Origin of the sequence: Arthrobacter sp. MYb23, from assembly GCF_002979775.1 — a bacterium.
In the GTDB taxonomy this organism is placed as follows: domain Bacteria; phylum Actinomycetota; class Actinomycetes; order Actinomycetales; family Micrococcaceae; genus Arthrobacter.
This window is the reverse complement of record NZ_PCPR01000002.1, coordinates 254,942-276,649: the sequence shown is the minus strand read 5'-3', so window position 1 is coordinate 276,649 and position 21,708 is coordinate 254,942. Positions and strand designations below refer to the sequence as shown.

General features: G+C 59.4%; 27 protein-coding genes. 7 read left to right on the top strand and 20 right to left on the bottom strand.

The genetic code is table 11. From position 1 onward, the window contains the following. Positions 1-49 precede the first annotated feature (49 nt). The 14 genes from CQ020_RS03735 to CQ020_RS24705 all read right to left on the bottom strand — a co-directional run bounded on the left by CQ020_RS03735 (position 50) and on the right by CQ020_RS24705 (position 11,868). Positions 50-580 (bottom strand): hypothetical protein, encoded by a 531-nt coding sequence (locus CQ020_RS03735; protein ID WP_105690608.1) that lies wholly within the window; start codon positions 578-580, stop codon positions 50-52. A 14-nt stretch (positions 581-594) separates the two neighbouring features. Beyond that, complete coding sequence (locus CQ020_RS03730; protein WP_105690607.1) at positions 595-1,773, bottom strand: hypothetical protein; 1,179 nt, start codon at positions 1,771-1,773, stop codon at positions 595-597. 200 nt (positions 1,774-1,973) lie between these two features. Further along, positions 1,974-3,455: a phage portal protein gene (locus CQ020_RS03725; protein ID WP_105690606.1), complete on the bottom strand. Its 1,482-nt coding sequence runs from the start codon at positions 3,453-3,455 to the stop codon at positions 1,974-1,976. Between the two features lie 8 nt (positions 3,456-3,463). Beyond that, positions 3,464-4,975 (bottom strand): terminase, encoded by a 1,512-nt coding sequence (locus CQ020_RS03720; protein ID WP_146116605.1) that lies wholly within the window; start codon positions 4,973-4,975, stop codon positions 3,464-3,466. A 200-nt stretch (positions 4,976-5,175) separates the two neighbouring features. Then, entirely contained in the window at positions 5,176-5,616 is a 441-nt protein-coding gene (locus tag CQ020_RS03715) for a hypothetical protein (protein WP_105690604.1), read from the bottom strand. A gap of 9 nt (positions 5,617-5,625) precedes the next feature. Then, positions 5,626-5,991, bottom strand: a complete 366-nt coding sequence (locus tag CQ020_RS03710) for an HNH endonuclease (protein ID WP_219844474.1) — start codon at positions 5,989-5,991, stop codon at positions 5,626-5,628. Continuing rightward, positions 5,967-6,161, bottom strand: coding sequence for a hypothetical protein (locus CQ020_RS03705; RefSeq protein WP_105690602.1), 195 nt, complete (start codon positions 6,159-6,161; stop codon positions 5,967-5,969). Before CQ020_RS03705 ends, CQ020_RS03710 begins: the two co-directional genes overlap by 25 nt. Positions 6,162-6,170: 9 nt before the next feature. Continuing rightward, positions 6,171-6,428 carry a glutaredoxin domain-containing protein gene (locus CQ020_RS03700; protein WP_181151739.1) on the bottom strand — a complete coding sequence of 86 codons (258 nt, stop codon included), beginning with the start codon at positions 6,426-6,428 and terminating at the stop codon, positions 6,171-6,173. Positions 6,429-6,470: 42 nt separating this feature from the next. After that, a complete protein-coding gene (locus CQ020_RS03695) occupies positions 6,471-6,905 on the bottom strand; it encodes a hypothetical protein (protein WP_105690600.1) in 435 nt (144 codons plus the stop codon). Then, the gene (locus CQ020_RS03690) at positions 6,902-7,141 is read right to left on the bottom strand and encodes a hypothetical protein (RefSeq protein ID WP_219844473.1); all 240 of its coding nucleotides are present in this window, start codon (positions 7,139-7,141) and stop codon (positions 6,902-6,904) included. Before CQ020_RS03690 ends, CQ020_RS03695 begins: the two co-directional genes overlap by 4 nt. Beyond that, a complete protein-coding gene (locus tag CQ020_RS03685; protein WP_105690599.1) occupies positions 7,138-7,320 on the bottom strand; it encodes a hypothetical protein in 183 nt (60 codons plus the stop codon). Before CQ020_RS03685 ends, CQ020_RS03690 begins: the two co-directional genes overlap by 4 nt. Beyond that, positions 7,317-7,817, bottom strand: a complete 501-nt coding sequence (locus CQ020_RS03680; RefSeq protein WP_105690598.1) for a nucleoside triphosphate pyrophosphohydrolase family protein — start codon at positions 7,815-7,817, stop codon at positions 7,317-7,319. The genes CQ020_RS03685 and CQ020_RS03680 overlap by 4 nt, the downstream gene beginning before the upstream one ends. A 713-nt stretch (positions 7,818-8,530) precedes the next feature. Beyond that, complete coding sequence (locus CQ020_RS24710; protein ID WP_374955176.1) at positions 8,531-8,914, bottom strand: HNH endonuclease signature motif containing protein; 384 nt, start codon at positions 8,912-8,914, stop codon at positions 8,531-8,533. A 2,597-nt stretch (positions 8,915-11,511) separates the two neighbouring features. Then, positions 11,512-11,868: a helix-turn-helix transcriptional regulator gene (locus tag CQ020_RS24705; RefSeq protein WP_105690596.1), complete on the bottom strand. Its 357-nt coding sequence runs from the start codon at positions 11,866-11,868 to the stop codon at positions 11,512-11,514. A 437-nt stretch (positions 11,869-12,305) separates the two neighbouring features. Between CQ020_RS24705 and CQ020_RS03660 the strand changes: the two genes are divergently transcribed. The 7 genes from CQ020_RS03660 (at position 12,306) to CQ020_RS03630 (ending at position 16,095) form a co-directional block, all read left to right on the top strand. After that, positions 12,306-12,551 (top strand): hypothetical protein, encoded by a 246-nt coding sequence (locus CQ020_RS03660; RefSeq protein ID WP_105690595.1) that lies wholly within the window; start codon positions 12,306-12,308, stop codon positions 12,549-12,551. A 24-nt stretch (positions 12,552-12,575) separates the two neighbouring features. Next, on the top strand, positions 12,576-12,713 hold the full coding sequence (locus CQ020_RS24100; RefSeq protein ID WP_181151738.1) for a hypothetical protein: 138 nt from the start codon (positions 12,576-12,578) through the stop codon (positions 12,711-12,713). A gap of 336 nt (positions 12,714-13,049) precedes the next feature. Beyond that, the gene (locus tag CQ020_RS03655; RefSeq protein ID WP_105690594.1) at positions 13,050-13,334 is read left to right on the top strand and encodes a hypothetical protein; all 285 of its coding nucleotides are present in this window, start codon (positions 13,050-13,052) and stop codon (positions 13,332-13,334) included. A gap of 234 nt (positions 13,335-13,568) precedes the next feature. Beyond that, on the top strand, positions 13,569-13,943 hold the full coding sequence (locus CQ020_RS03650) for a hypothetical protein (protein WP_105690593.1): 375 nt from the start codon (positions 13,569-13,571) through the stop codon (positions 13,941-13,943). Positions 13,944-14,027: 84 nt separating this feature from the next. Further along, entirely contained in the window at positions 14,028-14,354 is a 327-nt protein-coding gene (locus tag CQ020_RS03645; RefSeq protein WP_105690592.1) for a hypothetical protein, read from the top strand. A 472-nt stretch (positions 14,355-14,826) separates the two neighbouring features. Continuing rightward, positions 14,827-15,402: a hypothetical protein gene (locus CQ020_RS03635; protein ID WP_105690590.1), complete on the top strand. Its 576-nt coding sequence runs from the start codon at positions 14,827-14,829 to the stop codon at positions 15,400-15,402. Positions 15,403-15,549: 147 nt separating this feature from the next. After that, a complete protein-coding gene (locus CQ020_RS03630; protein WP_105690589.1) occupies positions 15,550-16,095 on the top strand; it encodes a hypothetical protein in 546 nt (181 codons plus the stop codon). Between the two features lie 133 nt (positions 16,096-16,228). Here the strand turns inward: CQ020_RS03630 and CQ020_RS03625 are convergent, their stop codons facing one another. The 6 genes from CQ020_RS03625 to CQ020_RS03600 all read right to left on the bottom strand — a co-directional run bounded on the left by CQ020_RS03625 (position 16,229) and on the right by CQ020_RS03600 (position 21,412). After that, on the bottom strand, positions 16,229-16,897 hold the full coding sequence (locus CQ020_RS03625; RefSeq protein ID WP_105690588.1) for a hypothetical protein: 669 nt from the start codon (positions 16,895-16,897) through the stop codon (positions 16,229-16,231). A 138-nt stretch (positions 16,898-17,035) separates the two neighbouring features. Continuing rightward, positions 17,036-18,130 (bottom strand): pentapeptide repeat-containing protein, encoded by a 1,095-nt coding sequence (locus tag CQ020_RS03620; RefSeq protein WP_146116604.1) that lies wholly within the window; start codon positions 18,128-18,130, stop codon positions 17,036-17,038. Between the two features lie 244 nt (positions 18,131-18,374). Then, positions 18,375-19,178, bottom strand: a complete 804-nt coding sequence (locus CQ020_RS03615; protein WP_105690586.1) for a hypothetical protein — start codon at positions 19,176-19,178, stop codon at positions 18,375-18,377. A gap of 66 nt (positions 19,179-19,244) precedes the next feature. Continuing rightward, positions 19,245-19,505 carry an SGNH hydrolase domain-containing protein gene (locus CQ020_RS03610; protein WP_146116603.1) on the bottom strand — a complete coding sequence of 87 codons (261 nt, stop codon included), beginning with the start codon at positions 19,503-19,505 and terminating at the stop codon, positions 19,245-19,247. A 79-nt stretch (positions 19,506-19,584) separates the two neighbouring features. Beyond that, positions 19,585-20,424 carry an SGNH hydrolase domain-containing protein gene (locus CQ020_RS03605; protein ID WP_105690584.1) on the bottom strand — a complete coding sequence of 280 codons (840 nt, stop codon included), beginning with the start codon at positions 20,422-20,424 and terminating at the stop codon, positions 19,585-19,587. Continuing rightward, a complete protein-coding gene (locus CQ020_RS03600; protein ID WP_105690583.1) occupies positions 20,387-21,412 on the bottom strand; it encodes an acyltransferase in 1,026 nt (341 codons plus the stop codon). Before CQ020_RS03600 ends, CQ020_RS03605 begins: the two co-directional genes overlap by 38 nt. Positions 21,413-21,708: the final 296 nt, after the last annotated feature.

Here is a 21,708-nt window from a genome sequence, read left to right as displayed (position 1 = left end):
AAATAGAGAAGCCCCACACCAACAGGTGCGGGGCAAGCTTTGTTATGGGCTAGTGGAAGCTCTGCGACCGGGCTTGCTTCACCAGGTCCGCAGGGTCGACATCCTCGACAGGGGTTGCCGGGGTGCGCCCGCCGCTCGGCGGCAGGGGCGGTGGCGTCGGCGCCTCGGGTTTCACTGCAGGCTCCACGACGGGAGCTTCGGGTTCCTTCGGCACAAACTTGGCGAGCGTAGCGGCGTGCTCCGCGAGGGAGGCCTCGTCATCGCCCTTGAGCAGCTCAGCCAGTTCAGGGGGCAGCTTGTGATCCTTGACGATCTGGTCGCGCACTAGAGTGCGCACCTTGCCATCCCACTCGGTCTTGGCGGCCTCGAAGTCTTCTGCTGTCACGGCGCCTTCTAGGCTCTCGCGCAGCGTGTTGCGCTCAGTGCGGTAGCGAGCCGCTTCTGCGCGTGCTGTGGTGACTTCCCTGGCCAGCCACTTGAACTCCTCAGGAAGCCCTGCGAGGGCTTCTGCGGAAGGGGCTGCGGGTGTCTGCTCAGTGGCGCCCTCCTGGGGCGCCCCGTTGTTCTCGCCGTTAGGCACATGTCCTCCTGGGACTATGGTGTGGATTGCTGATTTGCTTGGTCGCGGGAAGCGGCCAGAGCGTCCCGCTGGCGTGCATACATCCAGCGGCGCCACGCATTCATCGCGGCGTTGCCCGAGAGTCCGTCAGTCACAATTGGCCACTGGGCCTTGTAGAACTCGTTGTCTGCGGGAAGTTTCGACTGCAGCTCCCAGCGGGAGATGATCGTGCAGTGGCAGTTGTCGTGGTACTTGCGAACATCCAGAGGTCGGCCGTCTAGGCCTTCCTCGAAGTTGCCTGCGTTACCAGCGACGGTCGTGGTTCGTTTGGTGGTAACGGCGCCCTTTGAGTAGACCCAGCCGCGTGACGCGAGCATCGCGCAGAAGTGGCAGGGATTCGGCCCGAGCTTGCGGGCGAACTTCTCTGCCCGGCCGTCATGGCGAATGGCGTCGTTGAGGGCATCGCGTCCTGCGCTGATGCCATACTTGTCGACCTTGCCAGCGCCCATCGAGCCGCTGTTTCCGTGGGCTTCTGTCGCCTTGTTGAGGACGTCATCGGCAGTCAGGTCATCGCTCCTGCGGAGCGCTGTCACAGCGCCCGTCTGGAGCTCTACGGCGCCTTTGAGCAGCAACTGGCGGAACGCCTCGTCAACCTCTTCGTCGGTGAGGTCATCCAGCCAATCGAACTCGTCGACCTCAACCTTCGAGTCCTCGTCGTCCGTTGCGTCTAGCAAGTCTTGGATGACGGGATCAAGGGTGGAGGCTTCGAGCCGAACCTTGCGACGGTTGCCGTCGTGCTCTGTGGTGGCAGTCTCTTCGACCAGCCGCTCATGCAGCCAGGCTCCTTCGACGTCCGCAGGCTTCTCGGCGTCGAGGGTCGCCACCTCGAGCAAAAGGTTGAGGTACTGCTCTCGAAGTCCGCTCATGGTGACGTCATCTGGATCGTCGGAGTATTCCGGCATGCCCAGCGAGCGGCCCGTTTCAAGGGCTCGTGCCAGCTGGTAGTAGGACTGGGCTAGACGCCTGCTGTAGCGCCTAATGCCCACGATCATGCGCAATGACCGGGAGAGCCAGCCGGAGGCTGTCTCAGCGGCAGCTACGGCGCTTACGGTGTTCCAGTCGGCCAACGCGAGGTAAGCGCCTACGATGCCCAGTCGAGCTTGAGCGGCTTGGTGGGCGGTCTCGATGGCCTCTATCTCGCTAAGTGTTGCCACTCATGCCCCTTGTCGTGTTGTAGCCGGGGAAGGCGACGCTCATGTGTGGATGAATTGGGCGGCCAGCCCACTGGTCACTGGAGTCGTAGGAGCGGCTGGTCTCGCCACAGCGCACACATTTCCAGCGATGCCACAGGACGCGATGTCGCCACCAGCCGGGCCGTCGGGAGAATAGATGCCGACAGGTGTCGGCGCTCTCACTAAGCGTTGCCACTCGGTGCGCCGAACGCTTCTAGTGGGGTGGGGACTTGGGGACGCGCCGCCGGTGCCTGTCGGCGCGAGGCCGCTGCAGGGTCCGGTGCGTTGAATGCGGCTTCATGGGCCTGATCGTCGGCCATCGTCTCCCACTCCTTGATTTCCTGAGTGGTGGTGTTAGGCACTCGCGCCCAGAGCGCGCGGCCCGGGATGCCGAGCATGGTGGCTGCCTTGCCGAGTCCGTCGATGACGCCAGCGAACGTGTTGTCGCTCATGTCGCGCCAGCGAACCTCGGACGTGTAGTCGTCCTCAGCCTTCTCGCCAAGCTCCATGTCGATGGCCGTGAGACGCAGCAAGCTTTGGTGCGAGGCGCCCCAAGTGGTCTTCATGACATGCGCGAAGCGCATTGTCTGAGCCATGGCTGCGACCAAAGTCTCGGCCGAAAGGTTGCTCATGTTGCCGAGTAGCGCGTGGGGAGGAAGCTGGCCGATGACAGCGAACTGCTTGATGGAGGCCTCGAGAGCTGAGATGAAGCCATCCAGCGGCGTCTCGTCCAATGTTCCAAACTTGGCAGTCGGATCGTCGGTCGTAAGCATGCGAGCTTGGCTGACGGGGATTGGCTTGTAGACCTGACGGCCTTCGCCGTCCAGCTGGAAGCTGCCGTCCTCGTTGAGTACAGGCTCGCCAAGCAGGCCTGCTGCCCAGCGCACCTTGAAACTTGAGAACGTCTGCGTGACCAGCAGGTCGAAGGTAGTCTGGTTGACACGGTCCTGAACCGGGATTGCAGGCTCAATGACACCGCGTACCGTGCCCTCGTCGTCCAGCGAGCAGACGTAGCGCACAACCGGGCAGTGGCCGAGGTTGTGGGGGAGGTCGGAAATGACGACGCGGTCGCCGCCGCCCTTGGGGATCTTAAAGTGGACGATGCGCTCGGCATCGTAGTAGACCATTCGACCTTCGGTCGTGGATGTCGCGTGAGAGCGGATCGTCAGCGCGTACACCGGGTACTGGTCATTGACCGGGTCGGTGTAGTAGGCGACCGTGTCCTTGGTGGAGAGCAGCGCAATCTTCGGCTTCTTCTTGCCAAGCTCCTCGAGAGCCACGTAAGCGGCGCCGTAAGTCAGCGCGGCCCGGTAGATGGAGGTCTGCTTGGCGGCCATGTTGTTGCGCAGCCAGGCGCTCCATTCCTTCGGGAATGGCTCACCCTCACGACGGAAGCCGTCAACGAAAGACACCTGCGCCGGGATGCTGACCAAAAGGCCGATGAGGTTGAGGACTGCGCGCCTGCGCAGCTCTACGATCTCGGTGGTGGCAAACGTGGGAATCTTCGGCAGCGTGTGGATGCCGTTTAGATACGCCTGATTTGCGAGGTGTGCCTCGCGGTCGGCGGTGATCGTCCCATGCATCTGGTCGATGCGGTCTTTGAGGCTCGCTGCCACATCGACGGCGACCTGCTGGACGCCTTGAATGCTCGTGCCCTGTGGCAATGTGTCTCCTAGATTTGGGTGAGTTGCCGGCGGTACTGGCGGGCAGGCTGCTTGCCGGACTCGATAAGGTCGTTCATGGCCATGAAGGCGAGGAGCGCGGCGGCCAAGCCATCCACCTTGCGGGGGCTCTCGGCGTTCTCCTTGGCGAAGGTGAGGCCAAAGCGGTTGCGCCGGCGCTTGGCGTTGAGCACGTGGATTCGCAGCGTCTTGTCACGGTTATGCCGGATTCGCTTGTCGATGATCGCCTGCACGAAGGCCTCAACGCCGCGAGCAATCTTCTGCTGATTGCCACGCATGTCGAACGCAGTCGCAGACTGCGGGCTGGCCTTGATGAGCAGGATCTCTCGGTAGGCCTCAGACCAGTTGGCGATGTAGCTTTCCCAGAGGGCGACGTCGGCGTAGAACGCCCGCACCTTGTAGCTGGAGAACGCGAGGTGAACCTCGGAGTCAACCTCAGCCTCATTGATGTGCCAGCCGTCGCCTGCGGCGCCGTCAGGGCGCTGCCAGATGGCCAGTGGAACCAGGAGCTTGTCGCGCAATCGCATGGCCACAAGGGCTGTTGCGTCGTCTGTCTTGCCACCGTCGAAGCCGAGTGTGATCTCGTCGCCGGGGGATAGGTCAGCCTTGGTGCCGTAGGTGGGAGTCTCGCATTCAGCGTCGCTCCACTCGTCGGGTCCAAGCAGTGAGTCAGAGGCTGCCGTGATCTGGTTGTAGAACATCCGACGCACACGAGTGGCTGGGATGGAGCCATCCTGCATTGACTTCACGATGTTGGCGATTGGAAGCCATACCGCGTCGCCTCGGATGATCTCGAGAATGAATGGAGCCCAGTCGCTTGTCAGCGGGCTGGATGGGTGAGCTTCGCGGCTGCAGTAGAGCCAGCCAGAAGCCTCGTGCTGCCCGGCCCACACCTTCTCTTGGGCTTCGCGAATACGTTGGGCAACGCTGTCCTCGCCGGGCTCGTAGGCATTGGTGATGCAGATGAACCGGCCGCCCGTTTTCAGGACGTTATAGGTGGCGGTTTCGTAGAGGTCGATCCCGCCGCGACTCGGAATCCAGTGCTGCGTTTCTCCGGCCACAAGGAATGTTGGTCGGTTGCCTTCGAGCGAGCGGCTGGAGGATGAGATGACTTCCAGCCGGCGATTGCCAGCGTAGGCGTAGACGACCTCTTTCTGGACGTCGACGTTTCCAAACGCCTTCCGCGTTCGCTCCGGCAGGAGCGATGGAATCAGCGCCATGGTGTTCTTCGTCTGATCGCGACTGACGGCGGCAATCTGAACCCAAGCAGCCGGGTCGTCTGTGGCGACAGGATCGCCATTGTCATCCCAGTGGGAAAACTTGCAGGGGCCGATCAAGTGCACGATCGACAGGACGGCTGCGTAAGGGTCTTTGCCGGCGCCTTTCAGCGCCTGATAGACCGCTTGGCGATAGGTGAACTCACCGTCATTAGACAGGCCAAACAGCCATAGGGTCAGCCTGGCCTGCTCGTCGGTGAACACCCACGGCGAGCCGTCTGGCATTTGCAGCCATTCGGCACACCAGCCCATAACCTCCCACCCGAGAGTCCTCTCGGGGAGAAGCCAGTTGCCGTCGGCATCCTTCTGCCATAGCGGGCCAATGTCGGTCGGGGGGAATAGCTCAAGAGCCGCCTCGAGTGAGGGCTCAACCCCTTCGAGGTTAATCTCAGCTATTGTTCTTCACCCCTTGGATGCGTGGTCTTCTACTTTTTGGCGACGCCCAGCTTGGATTTGTAGTCACCGATAGCGGTGACTGATGCGGAGGCGACTGTTGGTTTGGGCTTCTCCAGCTCGATGCGCATGCGGCGCCTATCACCTTCGGTGGCGCCCAACGACGTCATCATGGCGAAGAGTGCCGTGAGCATCTGCGCGCTGCGGCGAGATGTGGAGGTGTTGAAGTAATGGGTGAGCTCTTCGGCGACGATCATCGCCGTGGCCCAGTCGGAGCGTTCGTAGAACGCGGCAATGCCGGAATCCGACAGCGAGCTGTACCAGTCCTTGGCCATCTCGTGCCAGTGATCCTTGACCGGGAATGGGTCACCACCACGTGCGGTGCCCTTCGCGAGTCCAACACCACCCTCGGGCTCCTTGTTTCGGCGAGTGCGCTCAGCGCTCCTTTTGGGTAAAGGTCCAGTGCCGGCCATGTCGCCTCCTTAGAAGCCCTTGTTCTTGGGTGGCCGTGGTGGCCCTGTGATTACGCCTGGATGCTGCTCTACGGGGTGCCGGAGCATGGCGCGTAGCGCCGCTTGGGCTTCGTTGCCCTCGCGGCTGCTCTTGCGTGCGTGATGCCAAGTGCAGAGGAGTTGAAGGTTGGCCAGTGAGTGATCGTCACCGGCGCGCTTATGGTCGACGTCAGTGCCCTTGTCCCAGCAGCGCTTGCCGCTCTTCTTGATGGTTTCGCAGCGACCACCTGCGCGCTCAAAGACGATTTGCCGGAGTAGTGGCCAATCGTCGGGGAGCCGTGATTTTCGATCGCTGCCAGTCCAGCCGCCGCTCATCGCTTCAGCGGGTCGCCCCATGCACGGAAGCTGCCGTCGAAAAGGATCGAGATGGTGATTCGGTGAATGCCGTCAGGGCTGATCGTGGCTTCGATGTCCTCCAGTGGCGTGTGCCAGGGGAACTCTTCGCCATCGAGGCTGATGTGTTTGTTCTTGTGGTCAATCACAATGTCGTGCGCGAGCTTAGGCATGCGTTCCTCTCACGGAATGAAGTTGGGCTCGACGCCCAGGATGCGGAGCAGCTCTTTGGTGTCGAATCCGCCGAAGCGGAGGCCGTCAATCTCGACCACAGGCGACTGCAGGAAGCCCTGAGCTTTCAGCTCAGCGGCTAACTCGGGGTTATCCGGCGAGATGACGATGCTGTACGCACCCTTGAAGCCATGCTTGTCCAGCCAGCGGTAGACGGCCTTGCAGGGCTGGCAGGCTGGTCCGGTGGAGTAGATGGTGATTGACGGCAAGAGTGGCCCTCCTCGGGCTGTAGAAGCCCAGAGGGGCATTGCTCAGTAACTGTTTGCGGGGATGAGGTAGCCGCGATCACGCAGCTCGTAATGCAGGGCGCCGGTCAGATCGCCCACCAGGTAGGCAAGCTCCTCGTTGGCGCCGTCGATATGCACCCGAGCGCGGGAGTCCCACTTGCAGCAGTCGGCGAAGTAGATGTGCAGCGCGGCATGGGTGACCTCGTGGGCCAGTGTGTTGCTGTCGAGCTGGCTCTCAGCGAGACGGATGATGGCCATGTGGCGCATGTGCTCGGGCGCTGGGTGGCGGTAGCCGAAGCTGTTGGTGATGGCGCCCGCGCTGTCCACGCTCATGCCATAGTTCCGGGCAGAGCGGACTACGTCCGCCTTGTCCTTGTAGACGTGAACGAGGACTGAGCGGCGGTTGCCGGTGGCGCTGGACGAGACTGAGAAGCGGTGAAGGATCTCAGGTGCGGTCACTCGGAAGTGACCCGCTCTTCTTTGCGCCAGGCGATGAAGTTCTTGGCGTACACGAAGCCGTAGGCGAGGGCTGAAAGAATGAAGCCGTACTGCGCTGTGACCAGCGCGTAGGTGATCCACAAAACTTGGGCCGACAGGCCGATTGCCCAGCCGATCGAGCGCTTCTTGCCCGCGAGCACGAGACCGAGAATGCCGATGGCGGCCAGCGCCACGGACCAAATGAGCCCCGCGATCAAGCAGCCACCTCAATCTTCAAGGTGAATTTGGTCTGCTCGTCGGTCTCGGCGTCCTCTACGATCAGGCGAACGTTGGCCCCGTCGGGCGAGGCGCTGAAGAAGAGTCCCTCGCTATCGAAGAACTCAGCGTCAAGCGCATAGGCGATGGTGCGAGCGATGGCTTCGGGTACGCGGCTCATGCGGCCACCTTGATGCCGAGGGCGCCGGCGATGTCGGGCTCCTTGAAGAGCTCCGACTTGGCGATCTTGCCGTTGGGGTGGTACAGCGGCTTGCCGTCGGCATCGAGCTTGCTCATGTTCGAGGCGAACACCTCGCGGCTCAGCGCTTGCATGTCAAATCCGTGCCGGATTCCGGCGCCATTCACAACGACGTCGAGGTCGGCGATTGCATCAGCAGCTTCGATGAGATTCGGCTCGTACGCATTCGAATCCTCATACTCGACCAGCTCGTCCGTGAAGCGGCTCTCCGTCAGGCCGCCCGAGACGCCGTCGACCCGCAGCTCGGTGATCCAGCGGTCCCATCCGCCAGGGAATAGCGCGTCGCAGAGTTCGATGAACTCTTCTTCGATCAGCTTCAGCGCGAGGATTGCCTCAGTGCGGCAAAGTATCTGTGGCGTATCGCGCACAGGGTGCTTGAAAGCTTGGTGAAATTCGATAACTCGTTGCTCAGTTGTCATGCTGCCCTCTCCGGCATAATTACTTCTTGCGAAACAGCCAATCAATAAACAATTGGCAATAAGCTTGGGCAAAAGCCCAAGCGAATTTTAGTGATAGCATTTGATATTCCCCCTCAAAAGGAATTGGTGCCAGCCGCCGACTGTGCATGCCGATCGGCGACCAGCGTTGCGACGGTCACAAGCCCGCCGTCGCGCGGGACAGTAAAACAGCGGGCGATCAAATGGCCCGCTGCTGTCAGAGTCGGCTTGCGGGATTTGAACCCGTATCTCATCCCCTCTGGGAAGTGTTCTAGACCCGTCCAGAAATTCTCTGCCCATCCTGTGCGCACAGTGGCAGTCGATATGTGGGGCCGTGCCAGATTGAACTATCAGCCGTTGATTGCCATTTGCTCACCCTGCGGGGTGAGCTATCCACTCATGACTGAGCGCCACCCGGTAGCGAGCAACTCGCTGAGCCGGAAGTCTGCGCCTGCAGGGGCTGAGAGCACGCTCCATTGCGCTACTCTGCAGCTTGCCTGCAGGACGGGGGTTGCCAGGCTAAGGACGCGGCATGTTAGCCGCCCATGTGGCCTGGCAGGTAAACACCGGCAGGAACTCAGAACCTGCAAGCTCGGGTCCGCGTGAGAGGGCCGCGTCCAGCGAGGACAGAGCAGGGAGTTCGACTGCCGGTGGTCTAGAAAGCCAGCGGCGAAGAAGGGCGGCTGGCGTAGGTTTCAAGCGGCTAGAGCGAGGTTGCCGCGCCTTAGCTGGCGGCGGCGTGCGTTGCTCGTCGCCTGCCACCTCTTCGAACATTCGAGGCACACCCGATGGGGAAGCTTTGACTTCAAGAGGTTGTCGGGAGTGAATTCATGGCCATGCTTGCAGTGAGTTTGCCGTGCCGCTTTGGCGCCGACGCCCTGACCTCGCATGACGTTCTCGGCATTGGTTACGGCTTCAAGGTGCAAGGGGTTGAAGCAGGCCCTATTGCGGCAGAGGTGGTCAATGAAGAGCCCCTCAGGTATCGATCCGTAGTGAAGCTCGTAGGCAAGGCGGTGGGCGTAGCGAGTCCCGCCTCCGTGCCAAGCTTGGCCATAACCGTGGCCATTGAGGCCACCCATCATTTGCCAGCAGCCGCCGGGTGCAAGTGCCATTTTGGTCCAGACTGCGTCCGGCAAGCGACGATCAAACAACGCAAGTTCCACGGTTCCCTATGTCGGTAGGTATGAAAAAGTCCACCGCGAAGCCGAGAGGCTTCCGTGGACTCTCGACTCCGACAAATCGAGCAGTGTGATGAGCGGGGATTGGATCAACCCGCAGCGTACGAAAACCGAAGCACGGAGTGCGAGAGGTTTTCGGTTGCAGTCATTTCGTACTGGTAGTTAGCTTGCTTCGTACAACTGGAAAACACTTCGTGTTTCCAGTTGCGTGGCTAGCAGTAGGTAGTTCGCATCTACGCACTGCCCCCTCCTTAAATGGTTCCCGTAACTGCCTCCAATAATGAGTGGATGTCCGACGGCCCGATTCCGGACACGAAACCGGGTAACGATCATGTAACGGTCGCCGTGTGTGCCGAAAGCACGAATGCGGGGCAGCCAGCGGTGGCTAATGGTTGGGTAGCTCCGTCCGGCCGGGAAGGCTTCGTGTTGCCAGTTGAGCGGCTAACGATCGGCGATTCGCAGGTAGGCGCCGCCCCTTCGAAGGTTTCGCAACTTTTCTCAATAAATGAGCGGATGTCCGCTGCACTAAATCTGGACATCTTTGTCGGTAACAATGAGGTGACGTGTAACCCGCTCGGTCCCTGATGTTGGACCCGGAAGCGGTTGGCCTCCCTGATGCACGAAAACCGAAGCACGAAGTGCGAGAGGTTTTCGTGAAAGTCATTAGGTTGTGGTTAGTGAGGTGACTTTGTGCAACTGGAAAACACTTCGTGTTTCCAGTTGGGAAGCTAGCTATTGGTGGTTCGCAGCTACGTGCTGCCCTCCTTAAATGGTTCCCGCTCTGCCTCTACTAATAAGTGGATGCAACAACCCAGGTCGCGCCGCTTCCTCTTGGATCAGATCCCGAGAAGTCATTTGGTCCGCTACCATTTCGTCATGAATCCAGCCCTCAGAAAGGCCGCCACGGTCTTCGCACTAGGTCTCTGCCTCAGTGCCTGCAGTGCCGCCGATCCAGCCCAGACCGCCGGCCCCTAGGCAGTCTCCGACGGCTACAAGCAACCCGGCTGCAAAGTTTCAGGAGTTGGCTAACACAAAAGCTGGGCCGAGGGTGACCGAGTTGACCGTCCGCGAAGCCCGCGCTCTAACCGCCAAGTTTTGTGGAGACATCGGCCCCCTCGGTCCCGAGGGGGCCATCGATAACCTTTGGCGGGATGCGGCTCATTATGATCGCCAAGCCATCTTCATTTTTGCCCAAGAGACCGTCTGCCCAGAGTTGTCTAGCCCTCCCGCGTCGCCAGCTTCATAAATGCGTCAATCCTTATTGGGAGTAAGCGGCTCTTAGCGCATGGGCATTAAAAGTCACCGCGTCCTCTCGCGAAGGTGAGGACAGGCTTTGTTGCATCCACTTATGTTTAGGGACGCAAACGCGTCCAGATATTCAGACGCTAAGGGGTCCAATGGATTCAAGTACTTGCTCGGTCGACGATTGCCACAAGCCGAGGCACGGCGTTTATCACAGTCTTTGCCGCCCCCATTACGAGCGCGGCCTGAGGCGGCGGCGGCAGGAGCGCGCAGACCGGGGAGAAGTCCGACTATGCGAAGTTGAGGGCTGCTCGAACCCACACAGCGCGAAGGGCGTGTGCACTACTCATCGCGTCCGAGCTCTTCGGGCTGCCCGACCGAATAAGCCGAAAGTGGCGAAGGTGCCGAAGCCGCATTGCTTGGTGGACCAGTGCGCCAAGATCAGCACAAAAGCTGGCTATTGCAGCGGCCACTACTCCAACCTTCATCGTCATGGAGTGCCTGTCCACCCGAAGCCTCGCGGCGGCGCGCCGTTAGAGCGCTTTGCGCGACGTGTAGACGCGCGGAATGAAAACGGATGTTGGTTGTGGACCGGGAGGACGAACGGGGAGGGCTATGGCCGTTTTTATCTGGGTGATGGGCGGCGTGAGGTGCGGGCTCATCGCTGGTTCTATCAGACGCTGACTGGTTGCGAGCTTCCGCGTTTCATTCAGCTGGACCATGAGTGCAATGTCAGGCACTGCGTGCGGCCAGGCCACCTTGCTGAAGTTTCCCAGTCGGAGCACAACGTCAGGACCGCAGCGCGGCTTGCGGCGCAGGCGGCAGGACTTCTCGTCGCCCTGCCAGAGACCTTGCCATCGCCGATCGAGGCCCGCTTTCTGACGGGTCATCTTCGGCCGGCGAAGGTATAGGGCCAGCGCTACGGCTGGCCAAAGCTCCTGCCCTCGCTCTTCGGCGAGGGCTTCTCGAGGCTCTCATGGACTCTAGAACCCGTACATTCAGTCGAGAGCTATTACCCCCGGGGAGGCCGGCTGCGCGATCCGGGGGCTACCCCCACCCCCTTGTACTGAATGCCTCTCAGTAGCCTTCTATGCCACCTCTCAGCGCCTCGCTGGGCAGCCCTGGTACTGGATGCCATGATGGGGGTATCACGCGTCTGTGCGCCTGTATCTGGGCATAGAGAAGGCCAAGCAATGTGATGCACTTTGCTTGGCCTTCAGTGGTGCAGTGGATCAGCGACCCTATGCCGCCCTTGTCTAGTCGTCGGCAACATCAGTGAACGCCACCGCCCTTAGTGTCCTGCCTTTGCCGCCCTCGCCTTCTACGTCGCGTAGCTGCCCAGCCCTGGCCCGACGTGCGAGTTCTTCTATGAGTTCACTCGCCGGCACTTGTGCAAGCTGAGCCGCACTTGGTCGCGGTGAACCAAGGAGGCGCAGTGCGCTTCTAGATCCGCCGGCTAGCTGATCAAGGATGGCTAGCCGCGCCTGTGGGATTGGGGCGTACCCGTGCTCATACTTACGGAGCTGAGCAGTTGATACACCCAGGGCGTCGGCGACTTTCTGTCGCGTAAGCCCGGTCTTGTCAATCAGTTCTGAAACTTTTTTTGCCTCCATAAGCCGCTACTTTACGCGGAAGTTGCGCAACTTCACACCTTCAGGCGGCGACAACTTCGATTCAAGAGTTGCGCTAGTTGCGCAACTCATGCAATACTCGATACATCGGGCAGGGAGAAAGGCTGAAAGGCCGGACACCTGAATCCCCAAGAAGCTTGAGAATTGAATAAACCTGGAACAGTCGGACATATGACGAGTGCCTACGCTGAAGAGCGGATAAAGGTGCGAGTTGCACGGCCCCAAGGATATGCAAATAGTCGCCAAGAAGCGGACATATTACAGGGCTAGGTAACGGGACTGATTGGCAGAAGGATTACCTCATCAGCCCGCAAAATAGCGCGCTGAGAGTGCAACTAAATAACAATTGAATAGCAGGAAAATATGAACTAGGTGAATTGTGAAGACCGATAGAATCGGTCACGGAAAGAGGTAGAGCCATGATTGATCTTGTAGACTTCGGCGGCACATACATCTCCTTGAGCAGCATTCATGCTGTAGTGAACGAGATGGAGGACCAGGAGGAGACTGGCAATGTCTTCATTGAGTATGGCCCGAACGGCGCTCGCGCTGGTTTCGAAGGATCTGCGGCAGACGTGATGCGAATCATTGAAGATTGGCGGCGTAATAACTCCGCTATGGCCAGCGCTGGGCGTGTGCCGCAAGCTGTTCTGGCTGCGGTTTAGATCAAAATCAATAGAGGAGTGGCAATGACAAAGGAAGAGATACAGGCCCACGCTCGGGCGATTGTGGTGGAGTGGCCGCCGCTGCCCGCAGAGGTGTGCCGCATGGTAGCCGGCGTCCTGCGAGGGGAGCGGGCGAACGTCCCGCCCCAATCCGCCAAGTAGCGAGGCTGGCAATCTGGGCCAGCGCGCCAGTCTCGTAAGCAACTTCATAATTGGTAGCCCATCAACTCAGAATTCTTCGCTCGCCCTGGTCTCAGGCTTGAGCTTAGCCGGCCTCAATTGGTCGGGATGTGGCACGGCGGCTAGTCCGCTGGCATTGCCCACAACCGAATAGACAACTGAATAGCAAGGAACCAATGAAACACGAACACAAGCCCCGATCGCATTTGTTGGACGGAGCGAAGTGCAGGTAAATCCATTCGATTAGGCGGGCTGTAGTGCTACAGCCCGCCAGTTTTTCACCTATCAAGTAGCGCTACTTGCGCAATAGGAGTGTCTATGTCAACGTCATCAACGCTTTCACTCATAAAGCGCGAACTGCGGATAATGCGGGCTACCGCCATCAAATGTGGCGCCATGAACCCAGAGGACGAGCTCAAATTCACGCGGGGGAGCCGCACTCATGACATCGCGCCCCGCGTCGAAGTAATGACCCCGGCCGGATTCAGGCGGCTGGACTTACTGCCGCGCTTCAGCCACCTTACCCGGTTGGGTGAGGTTCTCATGGCTCTTCGTACCGCCACCGCCACCATTAAGCGGCTGGACGTGGCGGGCCGGAAGTGACTGCACACCAAGCCCCTCAGCGGATCAACTCGCACGCCGTCAGGACGGTAGCCCAGTGGCCCCGATTGCCGGCTGAGCAGTGCGCTACATAGCCGGCGAACTAAGGCGCAACCAAACAACTAACGAAAGGCCGCAGACATGCAACCCCAGCAAGCAGAGCCTGCGACTCGCGGCACGAGCCGAGTAGTCACGGTAGCAATCGATCCCCCCGCAACCTTGTTGAAAGAAGCCCCGATGCAAAAGCTCAACCGCCAGGAGAAGAGCGACCTTATCGCGTTCGCGGTGATCGTAGCGGTCTTGTTGTTGCTCGTCGGTAGTTGGTTCCTCACGCCCCCCGCAGTCGCCGCACAAGAGCAGACAGCAACGGTAGTAACGCTTCCCAGCGAGGAGCCTGCCGACCTGGAGAATGCGCCAAGCGACGTTCGCGGACTGTCGGTCGCCGAGTTGTTGCGGGACGCGCATGCAGTCCACGCCTTGTTGCCAGCGCCGGACATGCCGGCACCGCTGACCATGATTCCCGAGTTCCCCGCCGATTACTACAAGGTGCCGTCCGCCGAGTTCCCAGGCGTGACGCACGTATTCCAGTCAACCGCAGCATTCGCAGCATAGACCGGGTGTTCTTTGCTTCGTGGTGAGCGCCTGCGCTCACTACAAGGCATGGCATCCCGGCCAATTTCAACGAAAGGCAAGACCATGAGTGACTTTAGAATCAGCACCTTGCAGGATCTCAAGCGGCACGCTAAGCGGGTGGGCAACGACTTCTTTGGCATCGGCAATAAGCGATACTTCGGCCAAGGCCGGTACTACGGCATATATCGCGGCAGCCAATTCGAGACCTTCGAGGGCTACGTCATTGCAGAGGCGGTATTCGAGCCGTCAGGCGCCGAGGCTCCAGTCCACAGCTTCACGCTCTACAGGTTCGAGGCTAGCGACGAGTGGCTCAAGTTCTACTACATCGGCACCCATGAGTCACTGGCAGATGCCGAGGCCTTCCTGAGTGCAATGGGGGTCACCAGGTGAAGTTCTATCGAGCAATCCTCAAGGAGCAGCGCACGCTGGCCGGCATCTTCGTGAACGAGGGTCGAAGCTTTCCCGCCGGCACTGAGATTTCAGCAACCAAGACGCATGGGACGTGCGACTGGTGGAACTCATTCAGGCAGAGCGGTCAGCGGCATGACCGCCGAACAGTTGGCGCAGCTCTTTATGAGCTGCGCTCGGCAGGCCTGCCGGACCCCCGTCCAGCGACTAAGGCGCATGCGCGGCGAAAGCAGTAACAGCGGTGCACGAGGGCTAGCGACTGCACGCGCATGCTGTCGAGCAGTGCGCCCCGCTGTCACCCAGGCGTCACCCAGTCGGTAGCCATGACGGTTTCCGTCGAAGGGCTCGTGGGCGTTACTAGGGCCGCCTGCGACTCATGCGAGTGCCAGACATTCGAAAGTTCAAAATGCAGCCCCACCAACATTAGGGCTGTGCTTCCGCTGAGAGGAGCAGCATGAAAGCTGCAGTAGCAAATGCTTTGCCCACCCTTGACTTCGATAGTTTCCACGCGGCATACGTGAAGACCGCCGGCCGCATTGCATTCCGTGAGCATGGCGGTTCCACCATTTACGAGGTAGCTGACGTCGAACAAGCCATCTGGGAGCGCGTCATTGTGGACTGGAAGTCCTACAGTAAGGCAGACGCAAAGTTTGTGGAGATCTACATGACTAGGACGGCGCGAGACTTCGCCAGCGCTGAACGCTTGGCGCATATGTACGCCAGTGGTGCGTTCATCTACACGCCGAAACAAGTTATGTCGTTTCTGGAGTCCCACGCATGGGGCGTAACGGCGGGGGCTCTTGGTGTCGATGTCCGCGCCGACCTGGCTGAAGCGTTCGAGAGGCTGCGCAAAAGCGCGCCCACCCAGGCGAAGGCCGTACACAAGCGATATGCGCCAACTCCCGACAGCCTATCCTCGAATGAGCGCAGTAACTGCTCCAGGGGTGTAAAGAGCCTGATGGACAGACTAAACAGTGGCTTGCGTCTTCACGCAGAACCCGTTGATGTCGTGGTTGGCGAGGAGCGATAAGGCAAACAAACTTACACTTGCACAGGTCTGGCCACACGCCAGCGTCGGCAGCAATAGACCAACGCGCCGCACGTGCTTCCATGGTGGAGCGACCGTAGCAGGCTGCGCCACTGGGGCAGCCACGCCCCAATGCGGCAAAATTGGAGTATGACTAATCTTTGGGTTCCGGTCGTCGCCGGCGTTTTTGTGGTCCTCGGTGCAATGATTGGCGCCTTGCTGTCCCGCACGAATGAGCATCGCCAGTGGCAAAGAAACGAGAAACTCAAGGCGTATCAGAAGTTTGTTGAGACGTTCGCCGGGGCTCCCTTGAGCAATGCTTTTAACATCATCGGTCATGATGACCGCGAGGCGGCGGAAATGATTGCTGCCTACGAGGAAATGTACAAAGTTTGCCTGAACGCACAGTTCCTTGCTCCTACAGCCATCGCGGAGGAAATAAACAAGATGACTATAGCCCTAGCAGACCTGCAGGGGTGGGTCAATGATCTGCCGACCGTCATGTACGCGAAACACATGAGCGGCAACCTCTCGGCGGCAGATGCAAAAGCGGCCAATGAAGCTATGACCTCCGAGATACATCGTGAGCTCCAAGGTAAGTTGTCAGACTTTGCAACGGACTCCATAAAGCGCGTTAACGTGGCTGTTGGCCTGATGCGGAAAGACCTAAAGGTGCAAGCAGCCTTTCCTGCCTAGGTCTCGGCAAGAAAGCCGCTGCACTGGACACGGAGCTTCTGCGCCCTGTTCAAGTCCCTGCAGCTCCACCGATCCTCGCCTTCACTTCAGCGAGGCTGAGCGCTGAAGTGATCACAACGACTTGTAGTCGGCCCTACCGCCAATTGCCGCTGCTATAGCTCCTGCTTGCAGCAGCGATAGTTCCGCCAGCGAAGATCAGGAATATCATCCAGCCGAACACGCCCCAGCCTGCCAGCTCCTCCGGAACGCCCGTTAGGATGATGCCTGCCAGGATAGGCGGCAGCCCTGTGGCATCGATTTGCACCGAATCGCGTTCGATCCTCCCGACTTGGTCCCGCAACTCTTTCAACTCTGCGTGCACGCCGGTATCCAGCTCTTGCAGTTGACGTCTTGTCATTTGGTCTATTTCATCGAGCCTGGCTGCGGCGTTTTGCCACCGGGCATCGATGAACTCGAGTTGGTTCTTGAGCCACGTCACCTTCTCTGCAACAGTCGCCTTTTCTTCAAACCGGAGAGACTGGGTCGCTGTCGCCGCTCCGAAATGGGAATCGAACGAAATTGATCGCACGGCGGTTACCTGGCTAAGAGTCCCGCCATGACGGCGGGCCAAGGCGCTTCTGATGCCCATGGAGATCTTTGTGATTGCCACCCCAACAGTTGCACCGAGGGCATGCTTGCATGCCTGTGGGGCAACGATCATCGCACCAGTGATTGCCATGAGTACCCCACCCCATTTATTACTAGCCTCAAGGAGGTCGTCGTTCGTCCAGAAGAAGTCCAGCAGCCACTGCCCGGGGGTCATGGGGCAATTATCCCTCCAACCGCAATGTGATTGCGGCTCCCCGCTCGAGTGGCCGGATTTGTGGACGTTGGCATTAGGTAGTGCAGTAGAGACGGTCAGTTTCGCTCGGTGCCGGATGCGCCGAGCCGAGGCGGGGCCTCAATCCCTGATGACAGAGTCTTTTAGGGGCGTGCCGTTGAGCGTGCAGCCGATATAGGAGACAAGATCATTGACCGGAGGCTGGAAGGCAAATGACGCTTCATGAAAAGTGTATGGGTTGGTCGAAAGGACGGCCCGGCTTAGCGTGAGCCTGCCTTTGAATATCATGCGGAAGAAGTTTGGGCTGTAAATGCTAAATATGGTGAGCGATGCGTTCTCATGAAAGGTGACTCGCCTGAAGTTTGATTGACCCATCATTCCAGCAAGCCTGGCTGCACCGAAAAATATCGAGTCATCAAATGTTGCGTTAGAAATTCCGGCGTCGATGGAGGTGTAGCCCATGAAGTGTGTCTTCTTGAATGTGGCCTTCCGGGCAACTCCGTCGACCAGTTGGAATTGATCAAGGACAGCCCCATCCAGGTCAAGGTCGGTAGCGGGCCACGCGGGCTGCGAGTCCTTGTCGCCGGCTTTCGTGAAACCCTGGCTAATTAGCCGCTGTGTAGTACGCCGCACTTCACCGTCAGAGGGGTCGAGGTCGCCGCTGGATGTCGTTAGTTGTGGTAGCCGCAAATATGCGCACAGGACGTCAACGCACGACTGGCGTTGGTCACTCCAATCCGTTGCGAGCTGAGCCATGGCATTGACTCCAGCCAAGCGGACCGCAGCGGAGTCATGCCCCATTTGCTCAGCCGCTGACACGTATCGGGCTCGGAGTTCCCGTTCTTGATCACTTTGCCGCCGAGTGTGCTCGGCGTCGAAAGCCAAAGCATAAGTTCTATATGCGTCTGCCACGCGCTGCTGGTCCGTATGCAGTTGCCGCTCTTTTAGATGCAAACTTCGTAACGCAACGAAGACCGCTCCCGCTGCGGTGGGGATACCCACCAGCGTTATGGCAGTTCTGGCCGCATCTGCTCTCGGTAGTTGCAGGTGTTCTAAAACAAGGATGAAAACCACAAGCCCAACGCCTACGGCTAGGACGACCGCTAGCGCCACACCTAAGATGAGGGTCCAGAGCTTGGCCGGCGCGGGATCAGGGCGGTCGCTCGGGTCGGGGCGGGCGAGTTCGGGTGAAGACATGCGCGAGGAAGTTGTCATAGCGTCCTTCTGATTGACCGCAGCGGGCTTCGACTGAGGATGACTCCCACCTCATTTTGCTCCGTCGTCACTGCCACGCGCTGAATTTGCAGCGTGTCCATTTCACCCCTCCCATCGCTTGTATGACGTCAGAATTGCCCACAGCGAGATTCCTTCCGCCGGTAGTCGCGGTCCCTTCAGTAGCCCCGTGCCCTTCTGTTATCGCGTTTGCGCAGCGATTCAACCGCCACCCGGGGTGCAGAAATTAATTCGGTGTCTCTTCACTGGAGAGTCGGGGCAGGTCTATCACCTGGTATTCAAACCATGACGAGATGTCGGACCCTGCGCGCCACCGCGCGACGAACCACAAATACCCGATGTGGTAGCCGTAATCTATACCCGTAAAAATGCCGTCAGTTTGATAGGCGCTTGAATCGAGCAACCCAACGAAGCCAGACAGGCCGTGCTCATCCCCGTCAGCAAGCATGCGCTCGTGTAGCGCTATGGCACGGGGATTGATGCACAGCATGAAGCTCACAGAGGGGCAGCGATCGCTGCCATCGAGGAACTGGATCAACTCGGTAGGTACTCGTAGCTGATGAGATGCCAGCATGCAGCCAAGCTGTTTACCAAAGTAGCGAGCCAGATTCCGCGACTGCTCCTGCCAATCTGCCCCGTAAACCAGCTGCCAATCAAGGTGCTCCCAACTGGAAAGCACATTGATGTGATCCACAAGAAAAGTTTCAAAAGCGTCATGGGAGCGATCGAATGGCTGACTCTTTGAGCTATTGCAGTCGCCGCATAGATTCTTGCGCCATCGCACCTGGGTGCCCTTATTGAGGCTGCGGAGCGGACCAGCGTAGTCAGAACTCTTTTTGTAGACGTTCCTTGGCGCGTGGGTGCCATCGTCCAGCCTAGCCACCCGACGAAGGGTTGAAGCCTTGATTCGATGCTCTTCGGTGGTCGCAGCGTCTCCGCACCACCAGCAGAGAGTGCTCGCAGGCAACTGCAGATGTTCGAGATCCGGGTTCAGCCCGAGGGCAGAGATTCTCCTTCGCTCATCACTCATTCAAACATTATCCTTTGGGCACGAAGTTTCAGGTTACGCTCCTGGTTCGCAGCACCTCAGGCCGCCCTAATTGCCCGGCATTTGAGCCTTATTGAGAGCCTCCGCCATGACCGGCGCCAGCTCTGCGCTGAAAGCCCCGGTTAGGTGACCGGGGTCTGCAAAGATCGCGCGGTTTCCTGCGAAGGACGGGCAGGCGTCTTGGACGCAGAACCAAGGTTTCGTGTCCACGAACACAGCCGCTTTGGTCGCCGCAACCGTAGACTCGGCAGCTTTGAGCATCTCCCATTCGGGGCTGACGACGGCAGTGCAGTCCGAGGGCCGTGACACAGGGGTGTAGCACTCCTGCATGTTTCTGGCGCCGGGGGCGGCATAAGCGAAACGATCTTTGAAGCCTTTGGCAGGGAGTCTAGGGCGCTTCCATAGGCGGCGGCCCATTCGTCCTGCGAGCTGTTCCTGAGGCCTTGCTGACGAGCCGCTCCAGGGACAGTGCAGAGTCGGAAAGGATTATGAGCTCCGGGCTGATCTCATTAATCTTTTGTGTGGCCCATGCCTGGTGGTCGGTGCATGCGTCATAGGGTACTGTGCTCGTCTGGCTGGGGTAGACCTTTGTAAGCGCGATCGGGCAGCCTTGCTTCGTTATCGCTTGGATGCGGTAGCCGCTGGGCTCGAGCGCGCCGATGATTGCCGGCAGCCAGCTGGTGGCGATTGAGTCTCCCGCAACGACGGCTATCTTCTGGGAATCGACGGCGCCGTAAACGCACTTGTCGATGTTCTCGTCGGAGACGTCTAGGCATCCGTTTTCTGTCCACTGCGGCACTCGCTGATCGGCCATGTTCTCGATCCCGGGATCAAAAGTTGGCCATTCCGGGGTGGTAAGAGCGGATTGGATCTTGAGCGAGAGTTGGCCAGCAGCAGTGCTGGCGTCAGTGTTTGAAGCGGCCGCCGATCCGGATGCTGTGATTTTCGGCGTTGCCACGTAATCCACTTGACCTGCAGGGCGGACTAGAACTGAGGCCGCTGTAGTCAGCGAGACTACAGCCAGAAGGCTTAGGGCCGTCAGTTTGTAGGACGCCTTGAGTGGCTGACGATCCTTCTTTCGTCTTGCTCCGCCAAGCCAGCCTGACTTCCTGATCGGGTCCTCTACGGGGTGGTGCGCATAAGCGGACACGGCGAAAATGACCACGGTGACGCCCAAGAAGAAGCTGGCGTCATGCTCCGGAAACAGGGATTCCGCGAAGATAATCACAGGGAAATGCCAGAGGTACAGAGTACGAGATGTCTCCCAGGTATCTGCTGGCCGGATTGGTGAAGGGGGTAATGCCTCGGTGTTCTGACGCGCCGGTCCCGGCAAGGATGAACAGGGCTGCAGAGATGACCGGAAGCACCCCGGACGGGGCAGGGAAGACGGAACTGTTAGAGATGAGGAAGAGGGAGGCCACCATTCCGGCGATTCCGACCCACGCGAGGAAAGGTCGAATTCCGGACGGGATGCGAAGGGCCAGCGGCGCGAGTACAGCCAGGAGCGCTCCAACGCCTAGCTCCCACGTGCGTGTGAACGTCGAGAAGTACGCGGTTGTTGGAGCTGTGGCTGACTCGTGCATGGCCCAGCTAAAGCTGGCCGCGCATACTAGGAACACGCAGACTCCGGCGACTGTTTTGCTGCTGCCCGCCCTGCCGGCCTTGGCCATTAAAGCGAAGATACCCAGAAGAAGCCACGGCCAAACGAAGTAGAACTGCTCTTCAACGGACAGAGACCAGAAGTGCTGGACTGGCGAGACTGGGCCAGCGGCTTGGAAGTAGTCTGTGCCAGCGGCCGCGAAATGCCAGTTGGCTGAGAAGAACAGCGCCCAGAGGGAATCGCTGACTGTGGACAGGAACCTTCCCGGTCCAAAGAGGAAATATGCGGCGATCACGGTGGCAGTCAGCGTCAATGTTGATGCTGGCATTATTCGCTTGATGCGTCGCTTGCAAAAGCCTGTGAAGGAGATATGGCCTGTTTTGTCGTGCTCACGCAGCAGGCTGGCCGTGATGACGAATCCTGAAGTGACGAGAAAGATGTCAACGCCAATGAAGCCGCCAGAGGGCCACCGAAGCAAGTGATCGGAGATGACGACAATGACGGCAAATGCCCGCAGGCCCTGGATGTCTGGACGGAGGCGGGTCCGCCCCGGCCCCTTTCCAGTTTTTGCTCGGGCACTTTTGGGCGCACGCGAACCGATCTTCATTGTTGTCATGATTCCCCATTAGACGCAAAGCCGCACCAATCATAAGGGCACCAAGGACGTGGGGTTAGCCGCCGGGCAACAAAACCCTTGTTTGCGACGAAACCGCGTGGATTTCGGGGCAGCTACAACCGAAACATGGCCCTTCTTTAGCGTCATCGACGGCCCTGGCGGATAGTCGGGTCTGAGTGGGAAACAGTGCGACGGAATTGAGCTAACTCTCGGATGGGATACGCCAGCACGTCCCTAGGTGTTTTCAACGGTTGCTTGTCGACTTAGTGCATATCATGTGTGAGGGTCTCTCCGAG

What these genes read in the sequence shown, in the direction of transcription:
- CQ020_RS03625 (WP_105690588.1), bottom strand. Translation starts at nt 16,897, where the DNA reads ATGACCCCCGGGCAGTGGCTGCTGGACTTCTTCTGGACGAACGACGAC.
- CQ020_RS03720 (WP_146116605.1), bottom strand. Translation starts at nt 4,975, where the DNA reads ATGCCAGACGGCTCGCCGTGGGTGTTCACCGACGAGCAGGCCAGGCTG.
- CQ020_RS03710 (WP_219844474.1), bottom strand. Translation starts at nt 5,991, where the DNA reads ATGGGGCGACCCGCTGAAGCGATGAGCGGCGGCTGGACTGGCAGCGAT.
- CQ020_RS24705 (WP_105690596.1), bottom strand. Translation starts at nt 11,868, where the DNA reads ATGGAGGCAAAAAAAGTTTCAGAACTGATTGACAAGACCGGGCTTACG.
- CQ020_RS03635 (WP_105690590.1), top strand. Translation starts at nt 14,827, where the DNA reads ATGAAAGCTGCAGTAGCAAATGCTTTGCCCACCCTTGACTTCGATAGT.
- CQ020_RS03680 (WP_105690598.1), bottom strand. Translation starts at nt 7,817, where the DNA reads ATGACAACTGAGCAACGAGTTATCGAATTTCACCAAGCTTTCAAGCAC.
- CQ020_RS03630 (WP_105690589.1), top strand. Translation starts at nt 15,550, where the DNA reads ATGACTAATCTTTGGGTTCCGGTCGTCGCCGGCGTTTTTGTGGTCCTC.
- CQ020_RS03650 (WP_105690593.1), top strand. Translation starts at nt 13,569, where the DNA reads ATGCAAAAGCTCAACCGCCAGGAGAAGAGCGACCTTATCGCGTTCGCG.
- CQ020_RS03620 (WP_146116604.1), bottom strand. Translation starts at nt 18,130, where the DNA reads ATGACAACTTCCTCGCGCATGTCTTCACCCGAACTCGCCCGCCCCGAC.
- CQ020_RS03645 (WP_105690592.1), top strand. Translation starts at nt 14,028, where the DNA reads ATGAGTGACTTTAGAATCAGCACCTTGCAGGATCTCAAGCGGCACGCT.
- CQ020_RS03600 (WP_105690583.1), bottom strand. Translation starts at nt 21,412, where the DNA reads ATGACAACAATGAAGATCGGTTCGCGTGCGCCCAAAAGTGCCCGAGCA.
- CQ020_RS03685 (WP_105690599.1), bottom strand. Translation starts at nt 7,320, where the DNA reads ATGAGCCGCGTACCCGAAGCCATCGCTCGCACCATCGCCTATGCGCTT.
- CQ020_RS03705 (WP_105690602.1), bottom strand. Translation starts at nt 6,161, where the DNA reads ATGCCTAAGCTCGCGCACGACATTGTGATTGACCACAAGAACAAACAC.
- CQ020_RS03615 (WP_105690586.1), bottom strand. Translation starts at nt 19,178, where the DNA reads ATGAGTGATGAGCGAAGGAGAATCTCTGCCCTCGGGCTGAACCCGGAT.
- CQ020_RS24710 (WP_374955176.1), bottom strand. Translation starts at nt 8,914, where the DNA reads ATGGGTGGCCTCAATGGCCACGGTTATGGCCAAGCTTGGCACGGAGGC.
- CQ020_RS03655 (WP_105690594.1), top strand. Translation starts at nt 13,050, where the DNA reads ATGTCAACGTCATCAACGCTTTCACTCATAAAGCGCGAACTGCGGATA.
- CQ020_RS03660 (WP_105690595.1), top strand. Translation starts at nt 12,306, where the DNA reads ATGATTGATCTTGTAGACTTCGGCGGCACATACATCTCCTTGAGCAGC.
- CQ020_RS03715 (WP_105690604.1), bottom strand. Translation starts at nt 5,616, where the DNA reads ATGGCCGGCACTGGACCTTTACCCAAAAGGAGCGCTGAGCGCACTCGC.
- CQ020_RS24100 (WP_181151738.1), top strand. Translation starts at nt 12,576, where the DNA reads ATGACAAAGGAAGAGATACAGGCCCACGCTCGGGCGATTGTGGTGGAG.